The sequence below is a fragment of the Enterococcus mundtii genome (assembly GCF_002813755.1).
GTDB classification, from domain to species: domain Bacteria; phylum Bacillota; class Bacilli; order Lactobacillales; family Enterococcaceae; genus Enterococcus_B; species Enterococcus_B mundtii.
Genome location: NZ_CP018061.1, coordinates 1,419,381 through 1,433,651, shown reverse-complemented (window position 1 = coordinate 1,433,651; position 14,271 = coordinate 1,419,381). Strand labels below are relative to the sequence as shown.

General features: G+C 38.7%; 13 protein-coding genes. 7 read left to right on the top strand and 6 right to left on the bottom strand.

The annotated features are described in order from the left end of the window. Positions 1–21 precede the first annotated feature (21 nt). A complete protein-coding gene (locus EM4838_RS06830) occupies positions 22–1,554 on the bottom strand; it encodes a helix-turn-helix domain-containing protein (protein WP_071867412.1) in 1,533 nt (510 codons plus the stop codon). A 129-nt stretch (positions 1,555–1,683) separates the two neighbouring features. On the opposite strand from EM4838_RS06830, the gene EM4838_RS17080 reads away from it, so the two are divergent. Then, a complete protein-coding gene (locus EM4838_RS17080) occupies positions 1,684–3,066 on the top strand; it encodes an LPXTG cell wall anchor domain-containing protein (protein ID WP_100917254.1) in 1,383 nt (460 codons plus the stop codon). Positions 3,067–3,138: 72 nt separating this feature from the next. Here the strand turns inward: EM4838_RS17080 and bsh are convergent, their stop codons facing one another. From bsh to EM4838_RS06800, 5 genes are all read right to left on the bottom strand, one after another. Beyond that, positions 3,139–4,113, bottom strand: a complete 975-nt coding sequence (bsh, locus tag EM4838_RS06820) for a choloylglycine hydrolase (RefSeq protein WP_071867091.1) — start codon at positions 4,111–4,113, stop codon at positions 3,139–3,141. 116 nt (positions 4,114–4,229) lie between these two features. Then, positions 4,230–4,670, bottom strand: a complete 441-nt coding sequence (locus tag EM4838_RS06815) for a MarR family winged helix-turn-helix transcriptional regulator (RefSeq protein WP_071867090.1) — start codon at positions 4,668–4,670, stop codon at positions 4,230–4,232. A gap of 55 nt (positions 4,671–4,725) precedes the next feature. Further along, positions 4,726–5,136 (bottom strand): organic hydroperoxide resistance protein, encoded by a 411-nt coding sequence (locus tag EM4838_RS06810; RefSeq protein WP_071867089.1) that lies wholly within the window; start codon positions 5,134–5,136, stop codon positions 4,726–4,728. A gap of 162 nt (positions 5,137–5,298) precedes the next feature. Further along, positions 5,299–6,147 carry a YitT family protein gene (locus tag EM4838_RS06805; protein ID WP_071867088.1) on the bottom strand — a complete coding sequence of 283 codons (849 nt, stop codon included), beginning with the start codon at positions 6,145–6,147 and terminating at the stop codon, positions 5,299–5,301. Between the two features lie 234 nt (positions 6,148–6,381). Then, positions 6,382–6,741, bottom strand: a complete 360-nt coding sequence (locus EM4838_RS06800; RefSeq protein ID WP_071867087.1) for a PaaI family thioesterase — start codon at positions 6,739–6,741, stop codon at positions 6,382–6,384. Between the two features lie 122 nt (positions 6,742–6,863). Here EM4838_RS06800 and menB point away from each other — a divergent pair, with 122 nt between their 5' ends. From menB to menC, 6 genes are read left to right on the top strand one after another with little or no spacing between them, the layout of a single operon-like run. Then, on the top strand, positions 6,864–7,679 hold the full coding sequence (menB, locus tag EM4838_RS06795) for a 1,4-dihydroxy-2-naphthoyl-CoA synthase (RefSeq protein WP_065095843.1): 816 nt from the start codon (positions 6,864–6,866) through the stop codon (positions 7,677–7,679). Beyond that, positions 7,654–9,138 (top strand): o-succinylbenzoate--CoA ligase, encoded by a 1,485-nt coding sequence (menE, locus tag EM4838_RS06790; protein ID WP_071867086.1) that lies wholly within the window; start codon positions 7,654–7,656, stop codon positions 9,136–9,138. Before menB ends, menE begins: the two co-directional genes overlap by 26 nt. Further along, entirely contained in the window at positions 9,119–10,477 is a 1,359-nt protein-coding gene (locus EM4838_RS06785; RefSeq protein WP_233433772.1) for an isochorismate synthase, read from the top strand. The genes menE and EM4838_RS06785 overlap by 20 nt, the downstream gene beginning before the upstream one ends. After that, the gene (gene menD, locus EM4838_RS06780; RefSeq protein WP_071867085.1) at positions 10,474–12,186 is read left to right on the top strand and encodes a 2-succinyl-5-enolpyruvyl-6-hydroxy-3-cyclohexene-1-carboxylic-acid synthase; all 1,713 of its coding nucleotides are present in this window, start codon (positions 10,474–10,476) and stop codon (positions 12,184–12,186) included. The genes EM4838_RS06785 and menD overlap by 4 nt, the downstream gene beginning before the upstream one ends. Then, positions 12,186–13,022 (top strand): 2-succinyl-6-hydroxy-2,4-cyclohexadiene-1-carboxylate synthase, encoded by an 837-nt coding sequence (menH, locus tag EM4838_RS06775; RefSeq protein WP_071867084.1) that lies wholly within the window; start codon positions 12,186–12,188, stop codon positions 13,020–13,022. Before menD ends, menH begins: the two co-directional genes overlap by 1 nt. After that, entirely contained in the window at positions 13,013–14,125 is a 1,113-nt protein-coding gene (menC, locus tag EM4838_RS06770) for an o-succinylbenzoate synthase (RefSeq protein WP_071867094.1), read from the top strand. Before menH ends, menC begins: the two co-directional genes overlap by 10 nt. Positions 14,126–14,271: the final 146 nt, after the last annotated feature.

Here is a 14,271-nt window from a genome sequence, read left to right as displayed (position 1 = left end):
TACTAATTGTATCTGTGAAGATCAATCAAAATCAGCGTAGTCACGTTCTTGTTTGATCTCAAAAATAAAGGTAGCTAACTGAGCAATCATCTTTTTCCAATCATCTGGACGAACGATGCCGTTTAACAAATAAATCTTTTTGATACTCTCAGGTAGCTGGTTTAGCGGGCAATCACTAATGACGATATCGCATTGTTCCATATAGTAACGTTGGATGACGATTGCCTCTTTTGAAAAAATTTGTTCGATTTTAACAATTAAATCTTTACTGATATAAAAGTCTTTCGTATGATTCACACCGATGATGATCGGTGGTTGCTTTTTGAAACGGTCGTAGAAATGGAGTAATTCTTCGATTACCCATGAAATATTTTCTTTTTCTAGAAAATCTGGTAAGTAATGCCAATTTTCTTGCCGGAAATTCTCATAAAATTCAGCTACGACTTTTTTTAAGTGTTCATAGTTTTTCTGATCTTTATAAAGTAAGAAAGTCGGTAAAGGCGTATTTGGCTGTTCGCTATCCAAAAAGGTATTGTGAAGTTTATTGATCGTAAAGGACAGTGCATATAACTTTTTTTGTTTTTCAGGTAGCTCTAAAGCGAAACGCTGACTGAATGCTTCAACTAATTTCTTGGAATAAATCAAATAAGGAAAATCGATCGCTAACAGTCTTTGATAGTGCGTCAAACTTTGCTCTTCACTATCCAACTGAGAAATCGTTAGGCGTGCTAATAAATTGAGTATGATTCGTTGTTCCCGACAAATCGGTAAATCAGGATTCAAAATATCCACATCAGGTTCAATCAAAAGATCAATATACTTAAACTGACTTAATTCTTTTTGAACATTTTCTAAAGAAGTCATAGGAAAGTTGTCTTGGCAAAGTTTTAAGAGAAGATACAACTTGTCCAAGACGCCACCATTCATCCCATCCAATAACTCTTTCTTGAAGAAGACATGGAGTGTGTACTCGATTTTTTTTGGCTCTTCCTTGTGATAGGGAAGGGAGGTATTAGCAAAAATCGTCCAATAGACATCTAGAAAACAATATTGGATTTGAACTTCACTACCAGTGATTATTTTTTTTCCTTTACTTGAAAACTTGAAGGAGATTCCATATAAAGCTAAAAATTGGTTGATTGCTTTCATTTTAGAATAGAGATATGAAGGACTGTAATTTGTCATTTGGCTGATCGTGACCATTGAGTTGACTTTTTGTCGAAGTAAGGCAGCGATGATTTGAAAATTAGTTGATTCAAAACAATATTTACCAAATAATTCGTAATAACACTTCGCAAGGTCAGCATCGTTCAAAGAAATTTTGACAAACTTTTTGTTTTTCACTACTTCAAGATTATTTATGCCCAAAGCATGGAAGTCCTGTTCGATTTCATGAAGATATAAAAGAAAATTTGAATCAGACATCTTAAAATGGTCGGCTAGATAGTGCGTGGTGATAAAGAACTGATGCTCAGTTAAAAAAAGAAAAATCTCAAGTTTTGTTACATTTTTCTTCTTTAATAAAAACGTTTTGATTGCTTCTTGTGTTTGCATTGAAATTCCTCCGGTTGAAAATTTTACTGAAAATTTCTTTATTTTACACAAAAAAACAGTAAATCTTCCGTCTCAATCTATATTATCTTATGTTTAACATGATAATGATATTAAATAGGAGGAATTCTCATGAAATATTTAAGTCTTCTCTTTGCTTCTGTTTTACTGAGTAGTGTTTCTGTACCAGTCGAAGCTGCACAGACAGATGAACAACCTAGCAATGATGTCGCTCAACTAGCTTCTCATTCCGTCTGGGCAAATGTGAATCAAATCAAATTTTTAGAAGAACATGTTTCAGCAAACTCTGGTATTATGAGACTTAAACTAGGAGAGACGATCACGGTGAAGGCACTGGTGACTTATTCAGGGGATATTCAACCGATTTTACAGTCTGTTGTCCAATTTGAAAACGTTGATCCAGCATTGAAGATCGAACACGATCCATCTTCACTTGTATTCCACAACAAACTAGCAACTTTTACGTTTAATATTACATTAACACAACCAATCAATAGACCTGCTTTATTCTCTGTAAAGGTGGCAGATGGTCAACCTGGAGATAGACATCATTTGACACCATATAGTCAATGTCAAACAGTTGAACAAAAAGCGGGAGGAACAGGTGGCGTGACTGATCCAGATCCTAATCCAAATCCTAAACCGGATAATCCAGATGAAAACCCAGACGAGACACCGGATAATCCAGATGAAAATCCAGATGTGACACCGGACAATCCGGACGAGAACCCAGATGTGACGCCAGATAATCCGGATGAAAATCCCAATGTGACACCGGATAATCCAGATGAAAATCCAGATGAGACACCGGATAATCCGGATGAAAATCCCGATGTGACGCCAGATAATCCGGATGGAAATCCTGATGTGACACCAGATAATCCGGACGAGAACCCAGTTGTGACGCCAGATAATCCAGATGAAAATCCCGATGTGACACCGGATAATCCAGATGAAAATCCAGATGAGATACCGGATAATCCGGATGAAAATCCCGATGTGACGCCAGATAATCCGGATGGAAATCCTGATGTGACACCGGATAATCCAGATGAGAATCCAGATGCAAAACCGGATAAACCAGAGGGGAACAATGGAAACTATGAAGGAGATAACGAGGAAGATGGAAATGGTGGACATGGTGGTGAAGAAGTGATTAAACCACAAATCCACCCTGAAGGCAGCAATCCAACGATCACAATACCTGAGCAAGTAAAACCATTGTCTCAAATTCGAAAACAATCAATTCCATCTGTTGGTACGACAGATGTACTGGTAAATAAAAAATCGTCTGAAAATGCGAAAGAAATTCTACCAATGACAAAAATAGCTCACTCTTCAAATCAAGCAGCTAATTATAAAAATTCTTCAACAGCAACAGAGGAAGCAACGAAGCAATTACCTAAAACGGGCGAGCACAATCGCTTCTTTACATGGATATTTGGTCTGCTGATCACAGGAATGAGTATGGTTACTTTTAGAAAAATCAACTAATGATTGTAATAGGTAAAAAACGCCTTGAAACGGAATGTTTCAAGGCATTTTTGCGTAGAAAATGATTAATAATCAGTTAACATAGTGGACTTGTTCTTCTTCAATCAATGGATAGGTAAGTAATTCTGTACTATCTAAATCTTCTTTCGTCATATCGACTGCATTAATTTGGCTATTTGTGTAAGTCGTGTAGTAATAGATTCCTTTATCCACATTGCAACAAGAAGAATAGATCGTATACTCAAATTGACCATTCCCAACGTCACATAGTCCTTTTTGTTGTTCGACCGATTTTAGGATATGGAAGAATTGACTAACGCTTTCCTGTTCAGTCGTTGCTTTGACAGAATTTAATTTTGTAAATGCAACTTTGACAAAACGAGAAGCAGATGATAAATCTCCAGGTAAACCTAATCCGCCCATACCGCGAGAATAGACCGATAAATCAAGTTCATCGGAGAAATGATTTTTAAGGGTAGTCGGTGAGACTGACCGATAGTTGTTCAAATTAAATAATTGATAGTCAAAGGTTGGATTATTTGTTAGTACACCGATTGGATTATCATAAATTTTTAATCCTTCGGCAACTGATTCAATAACAATCGATGTTTTTTGATCTGCTAATATCCAATGAAGAGGAGATAACGGTAGTTCTTCACTGAAATTGATGTTGACTAAATTGATATCCGCTAATAACGTACGAGCTTCTTCCACGTTTTTACATTGACTCAATATCCAAGGAATAAATTCAAATGGTGTGATATTGGTCTTTTCGGCATCTTCGTCAAAAAAATGGGCATTTCCAGGGAAATTCAAACCAGCCATACTCAAACCTTTTTCATTTGTTGCATCATAATAGAGGGGGTAGTTATCTACAACTGCTGCCATACCGATGATCGCATAGTGAGACTCTTGTTTTGGTGCTTTCCGATAAACAAAAGGAAAATTTCTTGGAGTGATCGTCACCTGTTCATTATAAGAAATCTCTAAATCCAAATTCCGTCCAAAATAATGATCGTTTGTTGTGTAAGTAATAGATGTACACATTATAATAACCTCCTTTGTTTAATTCTATATTAAGACGATAAAGGAAAAATTACTAATAAAATGATTCTCTTTTCTTATAAACTGGTCAATCAAGCGAAAAAAACTCGGTAATGTGATTACCGAGCGTGTTGTTCTTTATTAAAATTTTTAAGCATTTTTTTAGTCAAGTAAAGTAGCATAGATAATTCTTCTTCATCTAAAGGTAAAAAATCAAGGATCTTTTCTGGAATGTCTTTTGCTTGTTCTTGCAACAAAAGTCCTTGTTCAGTTAGAGATAGGATAGATACTCGTTCATCTGAATCATCTCTTTTACGAGTGATATACTGCTTACTAGTTAATTTCTTTATTACGGGAGTCAAAGTTCCTGAATCCAAACACAAGATCTTTCCTAATTCCTTCATGGTGATTTGTTTTCTCTCCCATAAAACAAGTAAAACAAGATACTGCGTATAAGTAAGATCCAGTGGCTTCAACAAGGGCGTATAGTAACGAGTAATTTCTTTAGAGGTGGCATATAAAGGAAAGCATAATTGATTTTTTAGTAATAACTCCTCCAAATAGACCACCTCCTAATGTGCTACTTTATAGCATACTTGTTTTTTCTAAAAAAATCTAGTTCTCTACGGCTGTCAAAGTGACTTCAATATTGCCAGCTATTGCTTTTGAATAAGGACAAACTTTATGTGCAGCTTCTAGTAATTCTTGTGTTTCTTCGAGTGATAAACCTTCAACTGAACCTTCGATCTCAACGCCTAACACAAAACTCATTTCACTTTCTGCATATAGAGACACTTGAGCGCTGATTGTTGATGCACCGTCAATATTTTTTTGTGTTTTGATCAAGTCTAGTGCGCTGTTGAAACATGCACTAAAGCCAGCGGCAAACAATTGTTCCGGATTTGTTGCATCTTCTACACGTTTACCTGGAGCTGCAATGTTAAGCTCGAATGAGTGATCTGGACTGTGTACTTCACCAGAACGTCCGCCAGTATTGATCATTTTTGTTGAATACATTTTTTTCATTAAAAATCACTCCTCTTTTTATATTTGATACAATTAAATTGTACACAATTTATTTAGGTAGAGCAACTAACTTGTTTTGAAAAAAAGTCTACTCCTGATTTATGAATAAAAACCAAGAGTAGACTTTTTTATAGGAATAGGCCGTTCATTTTAATTGGGACATCATTCGATCGGATGGTACGTAAATCCACTACCCATGACTTCTGCTACACTATTGACGATGACAAAAGCATTCGGATCGATTTCTTCAATTATCGGTTTGACTTTAGAAAATTCTTGGTCAGTTACGACCATCAATAACACTTCTTTTGATAGATTACTATAACCGCCTCTAGCTTCTAGGATCGTGAACCCTCGTCCAATCTCCTGACTTAAACGTGTGTGGATTTCTAAAAGATGATTCTCGCTTAGCACCATGATCGATTTTTGACGATTTGTTCCTGTTTCAATGTAATTCATCACGATGGATGTAATTACGATCGACAGAATCGCATAGAGAAATTCATCAAATCCAAAAACAAATAAGGTTAACGAAACAACGACAGCATCGGTCAACAAAAGTCCAATGGAAGTACTTAAATTGAAGTATTTTTTGAAGATAAGGGGAGGGATCGTGGTACCGCCACTAGATGAATTATTTTTGTATAAGATAGCTACACCTAAAGCAAAGATCGCACTACCGAAAATGACTGATAAGAGACGATCCGGCGTGATCATATATTCTGGGACGATCTCAATGATCGCTGGGAAGACTAAACTACCAAATAATACTTTAAAGAAAGGTTTCTTGCCTAAAAAAATCAAGGCCAAGATCAACATGATGATATTCAAAACCAGTATAACTGTTGCTCGGTTCAAACCTAAAGCTGACTCAAGTAAAATACCAAGTCCACTTACACCACCAGCTGCAATATGATGCGGACCTAAAAACATGTTGATACTGATAGCTAAAATAGTTAAAGCAAACACTATTTTAATGTATGTCCAAATTATATTTCTACCGTGTTTCATTTATCCACTTCCTACTATACATTTATTTCCAACTATTCTCATTATACATTAATTTTGTATAAAAGTTAACAAAGTTGAAAAAGAAAGTTAGATAAACCTAAATTTATAATGAATCGTTCAAAGCTAAAATGGGTCGAAATAGTGGACACCAATCAATAAAAACAATTATGAAATGGAACAAAGAATGAGATTTTTAGAGCTGGTTCAATCTTTTTTTAATTTTCCTTATAAGAGTTAATTGACCAGCAAAGTGCATTGGCCAGTGGCGATTTTCAAATCATTATCTAAATAAACCGTTGCCTGCCAAAAGTGAATAGTTTTCCCGACTTTCTCAGGATGTGCGACCACTTTCAAGGTACCTGTAGAGGCTTTATTTAAATGTTGGACTTGCAGATCGATCCCTACAGCAAAGTGGGGGGCTTGTAAATATTCGTTAGCCCCAATGCTACAAGCCGTTTCGATCAATACAGCATTGATTCCTCCATGCAAATAGCCATAAGGTTGGTGATGCTTTTCTTCAATTGCAAAAGTCAATTGGACTTCTTTTGAACTGACGGATAGTATTTCGATTCCAAGATATTGTAATAGATCCATAGGTATGCTCCAATCTTGTTTTTTTTTAGTATAACAGAAATTCTAAATTTATTTTAAGATACTCAAACGTTTTCTTTTTTCTTGTGTATAATAAATTTAATGAATTTTAGGAGGAGATAGAAATGAGAGAATGGAAAACAATCAAGGAATACGATGAGATCCTATTTGAACAATATGGGAAGATTGCTAAGATAACAATCAATCGCCCAGAGGTCCATAATGCTTTTACACCAAAAACAGTCTTTGAGATGATTGAAGCTTTTACAATCAGTCGTGATCGTCAAGATATCGGTGTTATCATTTTGACAGGAGCTGGTGACAAAGCATTCTGTTCAGGTGGTGATCAGAAAGTTCGAGGAAATGGTGGGTATGTTGGTGAAGACCAAATTCCACGTTTGAATGTATTAGACTTGCAACGGTTGATCCGAGTTATTCCTAAACCAGTGATCGCGATGGTCAAAGGTTGGTCGATCGGTGGGGGCAATGTCTTACAACTTGTGTGTGATATCACAATCGCAGCGGAAAATGCGAAATTTGGTCAAACAGGGCCTAACGTTGGTAGCTTCGATGGTGGATATGGCTCAGGTTACTTAGCTCGGGTCGTAGGACATAAAAAAGCGAAAGAGGTTTGGTTCATGACGAAGCAATATAGTGCTGAAGAAGCATTGGCAATGAATTGGATCAATACGGTCGTACCAATCGAACAAGTGGAAGACGTGACGATTGAGTGGGCAGAAGAGATGTTGAAGAAAAGCCCGCTAGCTCTACGAATGATCAAAGCGGCAATGAACGCAGATACAGATGGCTTAGCAGGTATCCAACAATTGGCCGGAGATGCGACGCTTTTATATTACACCATGGATGAAGCACAAGAAGGGCGCGACGCATTTAAAGAAAAAAGAGAACCTGATTTTGACCAATTCCCTAAGTTCCCTTAAACCTCAACCTAATAGCTGGTTGCAAAAACAAACAATGCTTCATCCAGATGCACCAGCTTGTCAGTGGAACGATCAATGTTTGTCTTTTCGCGAACTGACTTCCCACGTTCAGAGTTTTGCAGAGTATTATCATCGAATATTACCCAAAGCGAGTGAACGAGTTGCCTTGTATTGTGAAAATGATCTAGATGGCTATTTATCGATCTTAGCATTATGGGAATTAGGAAAAGAGATCCAGTTTGTCAATACACGCTTGACAACGAATGAGATCAGTGAACAGATGGCAGATGCAGGGACATTTATTCTTATTTCCGCCAAAAAATTAGCGGTCAACGAACAAATCACTTGGTATTCATTTCCCGATCCTTCGGAATTACACGTTCTACAGCCGAAGGATTGGTTTGATGAGGGGTATCAAGAAGCGTCAATCGCATCAATCATGTATACTTCTGGAACGACAGGTAAACCGAAAGGCGTACCGCAAACATTTGCCAATCACTATGCGAGTAGCCAAGCGACTGCGCTAAGTTTAGAAGTAGATCGTTCAGATAGCTGGATCTGCTGTGTGCCACTCTATCACATTAGTGGCTTATCTATTTTATTACGCTCACTTGCTTTAGGCATCCAAGTGACTCTGTTGCAGGGATTCTCTCCTCAACAAGTCCATCAACTTTTAGCAAATGGAAGTGGCAACTATATTTCTTTGGTCAGCAAAATGTTGAAAGACCTTGAACCATTGATCCCAGAAAGTGGTTATGCTCCCTCATTCAAAAAAGTATTATTAGGGGGAGGGCCGGGAGAAAGACGAGTCATGCAAGCATGTATGGAAAAACAGGTGCCTGTGATGCTTTCTTATGGCATGACAGAAACCTGTTCACAGATCGTCGCCCTTTCTCCGGAGTCATTCGGAGCAAAAACCGGTTCTTCTGGTAAAGCTTTGTCTGAGGTATCGATCCGTATTCAAAAAGATAAGAATTCAGATCAAATGGGAGAGATTTTAGTCAAAGGGCCATCGATCATCGACCACTATTTGAATTGCGTCAATCCGGATTCTTGGACAGAGGATGGTTGGTTTCACACTGGCGATTGGGGGTACCTTGATGAAGAGGATTATCTTTATATTGTCAGTCGCATGAGTGAACGTATTATTTCGGGGGGAGAGAATATTTTCCCAGTTGAAATCGAGCGAGTACTTTTAACTTGCAATAAAATTGCGGAGGTCGCTGTCGTAGGCACTTGGGATGAAACGTGGGGACAAACTCCTGTGGCTTATGTGCGATTGAATGAACCCCTTACTGATAGAGAAATCACAGAGCTATTAGCGCCATTAGCACGTTACAAGCATCCTACTAAAATCTACTGTGTCTCTGAAATTCCAAAAACTGCGACCGGAAAACCAATCAAACGTCTTTTAATGACAGAAGAAAGAGTGAATTACATTGAATATCAAATTAGATAGCTCAATCGATGATCAGCTTTTGGGAAATCATCTTTATTTTACTTATAGCTACGAGCTTGGTGAACAAACGGTTAAAAAACTCTTGTCTCTTGTCCCCTCTAAAGGAGATCGCTTTTATTGGTGTACTCCTGATGAGGAATGTGAATTATTAGGGCTAGGAGAAAATTTATTTGTTGGGGAATATGATGACATACCCAGTGCTATAAAAGGATTCTCTCTTGAGTTTTCTAAAAGTTTTTTAAACGTATCGAGACAGAAGGGGGGACCTTTGCTTTTTGGAGGCTTTCCATTTGATCCAAACAACCTAAAAGAAAAAATTTGGAGTAAGCTTGAATCTGGCTTTTTCATTTTACCAAGTATTCTTTTCAAGCGAATAGGTTCAAAGACTCAAGTTATTCTGACAATCAGAAAAGAAGCTACAACAATCAGAAGTCTTTTAAAAGGTTTTTCGTATTTAGATAGTCTTGTTAGTGAATTGTTAAAAGGCAAAGAACAAGAACAATCTGCAAATATCTTTGTGTCGTCAGAAGAGCTGGCAATTCCAGCTTTTCTATGCAATGTAGAGGATGCGAGGAAAGAAATCGTACTCGAAGCAACTTCGCTTAAAAAGGTCGTCTTAGCGAGACAAATGGCAATACACGGATCATTCCAGTCGACAACTCAAATTCTTCAGCGTTTATCTGAACAACAACCACAAACTTATCTATTTCTTTTAGCATCCGATCAACATGCTTTCATTGGTGCTACACCAGAACGATTGGTCCAAGGAACGAAAAGCCAATTTATGACTGCTGGGATAGCTGGTTCGGCACCTAGAGGATCGACTGTGCAGGAAGACGATGAAATCGGTAAAGAACTTTTAAAAGACTTTAAAAATACACAAGAACACGGAATTGTTGCTCAACGATTAGAGAATCAATTAGCGAATATTGTCGCCGGTGATGTCGCTGTCTCATCCCGCCGTTTATTGAAAAACCGCGATATTCAGCATTTAGCGATGACTTTCTCTGGAGAACGTAAGCAGGGAGTCTCATTGATCGATGCAGTAAAATTGATCCATCCTTCTCCTGCTTTAGGTGGTGAACCGAAAGAACTGGCGTTGCAATGGATCAAAGATCATGAACCTTTCGGTAGAGGGTTATACGGGGCACCAATCGGGTGGTTGGACCCGATCGAGGATGTCGGAGAGTTTGCTGTAGGCATCCGCTCGGGTATCTTGACTGAAACCGAAGGAATATTATATGCAGGTTGTGGCATTGTTGCGGATTCTGATCCTGAGGCAGAACGCCAAGAAACATTGCTAAAATTTCAACCTATGCTTAGAGGAGTGAAGGGATGACTAAACAACAAGAAATGACTGCGTATTTATTGGCTTTCATCAAGGGAATGAAAGAAGGCGGGCTTAAAAATGTCGTCATCAGTCCCGGTTCACGATCGACCCCACTTGCCTTGTTACTTCATAGAGATCCGGAAATCAAAACAACGGTGATTGTAGACGAGCGATCTGCGGCATTTTGTGCATTAGGTATGGCGAAAGCATTAAAGCAACCAGTTGGAGTTCTTTGTACGTCGGGAACTGCCGCAGCGAACTTCTTTCCAGCAGTTTGTGAAGCAAAAGCAACAAACATTCCTTTGCTAGTGCTTACAGCAGACCGTCCACCAGAAGCACGTGGCGTTGGGTCGCCACAAACGATGGACCAACAAAAGTTATTTGGTTCGCATATCAAAAAGTTTATCGAATTAGCACTTCCTGAAGCCACTCCGGAAATGATACGGTATAGCTACTGGCATGGCGCCAATTGTGCCTATGAAGCAATGCGTGTACCGGCAGGGCCAATTCAGATCAACTTGCCTTTTAGAGAGCCTTTATTGCCTGATTTAACTTTTTCTCTTGATGGATCTTTTCATCCCAAAAAACTGGTTACTCAAATTGTGTCGAAGCAAATGCCAGAGCTTGTTCCTTGGTTATCAAAAAAAGGGATTATGATCGTCGGTAAAGAATTGACACCTGATGAGGCAAAAGCGTTACTTACTTTAGCAACATCTTTACAATGGCCAATCATTGGTGATCCCTTGGCAAATTTAGGTGCTTGTCAACAAATGAGCGATGGCTATCTTCCGCATGCAGATTTGATTTTTTCTGGACCGGTTCCTGAAACTCCTGAAGTCATTTGGCAATTTGGTAATCTTCCTGTAGCTAAAAATGTGATGCTTTATTTAAAAAAAAATCACGAAGCTATTTCTGACTATGTGTTGATCGATGAGGAAGAATGGCGTGATCCATTGCATTTAGGAACAAGTTTTATCCAAATCGGTGTACTTGATTTCTGTAAACTAGTATCGGAAACTTTGGATGCACTACCTAATTCGCCAACCTCTGACGAATGGTTGGCGCAATGGAAAAGAGCTTATCAAAAAGCGAGAGAAGTCATCACTAAAGAATTGTCTATCGATGAATGGAGCGAAAGCAATGCTAGTTGCCAGTTATTGCAAGCGATAAAATCAGAGGAAGCTTTATTTTTGGCAAATAGTAACGCGATCCGCTTTGTTGATCGTTTTGCTTCGCGTACTGGAGAATCATTTCCAATCTACGGAAATCGAGGGGTCAACGGGATCGACGGGTTGATTTCTACAGCGGCAGGAATCGCTTTGGTAAGGAACAAGCGGATGTTTGTCTTGATCGGCGATCTTGCGCTGTTTCATGACATGAACGCGTTGGAGCTAATTCGACGTTATCACTTACCTGTTACTTTAATCGTATTGAACAACAATGGTGGGGGAATCTTTTCTTTTCTTCCTCAAAACCAACTCCCAGAGACTGATTTTGAACCATTGTTTGGTACGCCACTTGATTTAGAATTAGAGAAGGTAGCAGATTTATATAATGGTCATTATATACAACCAACTTCAAGTAAAGAGTTTGAGCAAGCGATTGAAAAAAGCCGGAATCAAAGGGATTGGACATTGATTAAAATTAGAGGGCAACAACAAGAACCTGTCCAGTTATGGGAACAGATGAAGCGTCGTTATCAGGAGGAAATAGGCTGATGCCAGTTAAGACTGTTCGAGCTGCTACTTACCATTACCGTTGGTTACAGCATACTGATCCAAAGCAACCAACGGTTGTTTGTTTGCATGGCTTTACCGGTAGTGCACAAACGTTCATGTTTGAGAATCCTCAGTTTAATTACTTAGCCATTGATTTGATCGGTCATGGAAAAACAGCGGTTTACCTGCATCCTTATCGTTACCAACTTACGTCATTAGTAGCCGATTTGACGAGTTTTGTCTCATTATTAGAAATTTCCTCTTTTTATGTATTAGGCTACTCGATGGGTGCACGAGTGGCACTTGCTTGGGCAATCGAACAACCACAAGGAATCAAAGGGCTCATTTTAGAAGGTGGAACTGCCGGGATTGCGGATGAACAGCAACGAAACAGTCGTAAAAAAGCTGATCGAAAACTTTCTTTACGTTTAATGAGAGAGCCTCTGATTGATTTTGTTGATGATTGGGAGAAGTTACCACTATTTGCTTCACAACAGGCGTTACCCTTGGAACAAAAAAGCAGAGTAAGAAACGAGCGACTTGCTCAAAATAAGCTAGGTTTAGCATTAAGTCTTTACTATATGGGAACTGGCGCGCAAAAAAATTATTGGCCAGATTTAGCGAGTATCGAATGCCCACTATTGTATCTTGTTGGTCAAAAGGATGAGAAGTTTCAAAAGATCGGTAAACAAATGACAGATGTTAAAGAGATTTTTTGTTGCCAGGTCCTTGCGGATTGCGGGCACTGTTGTCACATCGAGCAACCTAGGCTATTTGAAACAACTGTTACTACTTGGATCAATGAAATGGAAAGGGAGTGGACGCCATCAAAATAGTCAACATCCAACAGTACTGTTTGCGACTACCCTTAGTGACACCTTTTAGAACGAGCTATGGTCGATTGGAAACAAAAGCTTTTGATTTGTTGATCGTGGAAGACGAGTTAGGGAATCAGGGGATAGGCGAGCTGGTCGCTTTTGAACGAGCAGATTACATTGAAGAAACGATTGATATGAGTCGATCGGTATTACAAAAAGAGCTGATTCCTTGTTTATTCGAACTTGACTTCTCGCATCCCTCAGAAATTTGGTCAGCTTTCAAGCATACGCAAGGGAATTTTATGGCAAAATCAGCAGTTGAAACAGCTGTTTGGGATCTTTATGCTCGTCGAATAGGACGCCCATTACAAAAGTTGTTTTCTGCCGAACGATCAGCGATTCCCGTAGGTGTCAGTATTGGTGTCCATGACAACCCGATAGATTTACTTGCGACTGCAAAAACTTATGTTGATCAAGGGTACCAACGAATCAAGTTGAAAATCACTCCTGGCTATGACTTAGTGCCACTGCAAGCGTTGCGTGAGCAATATCCAGAGATCCAATTGATGGCAGATGCAAATTCTGCTTATACGATCAACGATCTGCCGTTATTCAAGAAAATGGACGCCTTGAAGCTTGCGATGATCGAACAACCTTTTCACCCTCGTGACTATGTTGACCATGCCATACTTCAAAAGGAAATCAAAACAGCTGTTTGTCTTGATGAGAATATCCGAACACTGGAAGACGTAAAAACAGCTCATGCATTGGGAAGTTGTCGGGCAATCAATTTAAAGATTCCCAGAGTGGGAGGGATCACTGAGGCTTTAAGGATCGTTGATTTTTGTCAGGAAAATGACTTGCTCGTTTGGTTAGGTGGCATGTTTGAATCCGGAGTCGGTCGAGCGATGAATCTGCATTTTGCAAGTCAAGATTGCTTTACTTTTCCAGGAGACTTGTCTGCTTTTGATCGCTATTTCCATGATGATATCGTCGAACCAAAAGCTAGAATCACAAATGGACTTTTGATGATTCCTGGTCAATCAGGGATTGGTGTCACATGGCAAGAAAAGCAGTTGTTGAAGTATGCGTACGATAAAAAAACATATAGAATTAAATAGTATTTAAGAAGATGAATCACGCGTGTTTTGTAAACAGTGTGTCATTCATCTTTTTTTTTGATAAAAATCTTGTTACCGATAACAGGAATGTAAGCGTTGTCTTTCGGTTATTTATCTTTTATAGTTGTTTTTGTTAACTGAAAGAC